1 protein-coding gene is annotated in these 589 nt (G+C 69.3%); it reads left to right on the top strand.

From position 1 onward, the window contains the following. Positions 1-50 precede the first annotated feature (50 nt). Positions 51-589: M20/M25/M40 family metallo-hydrolase (locus AACY52_RS29430; protein WP_339561239.1), on the top strand; the 539-nt coding region annotated here is incomplete at its 3' end.

Raw genomic sequence — 589 nt, 5'->3', positions numbered from 1 at the left:
GCTATGCGATCACCGTCACGGGCCGCGCGGGCCATGCCGGGACCACGTCGATGGCCCTGCGCCGCGACGCCCTGTCTGCCGCGGCTGCGATGATCTCGAAGGCAGAAGAGGTCGCCCGGGCAGGCGACGCCGATCTCGTCGCCACGGTCGGCTCGATCGAGGTGTATCCCGGCGCCGCCAACGTCGTGCCCGGCGAGGTGCGCTTCACGCTCGATGTCCGCGCTGCAAGCGACGCGGGCCGAGATGCCGCGGCACTGACCATCCGTAGCGGATTCGAGGCGATCGCGCGGGAACGCGGCGTCCGCTATATCTGCCGCCTGCTCCAGGACCTGCCGGCCAGTCCCTGCGATCCTGCGCTGATGGCGCTGATGGATGCCGCAATCGACGATGCGGGCGTCTCGCCGTTCCGCCTCGTCTCGGGCGCCGGGCACGACGCGATGATCCTGGCCTCGCTCTGTCCGACGGCAATGCTGTTCATCCGGTGCGAAGGCGGCATCAGCCACAATCCGGCCGAGCGGGTTTCGGCCAACGACTGCGAGATCGCCTTGCGCGTCATGCGCGGGTTCATCGACAAACTGGGAGCGACCGT

Source organism: Pseudomonas sp. EA_65y_Pfl1_P113 (assembly GCF_963970525.1).
Classification (GTDB): domain Bacteria; phylum Pseudomonadota; class Gammaproteobacteria; order Pseudomonadales; family Pseudomonadaceae; genus Aquipseudomonas; species Aquipseudomonas tritici.
This window is presented reverse-complemented; position numbering and strand designations above follow the sequence as displayed.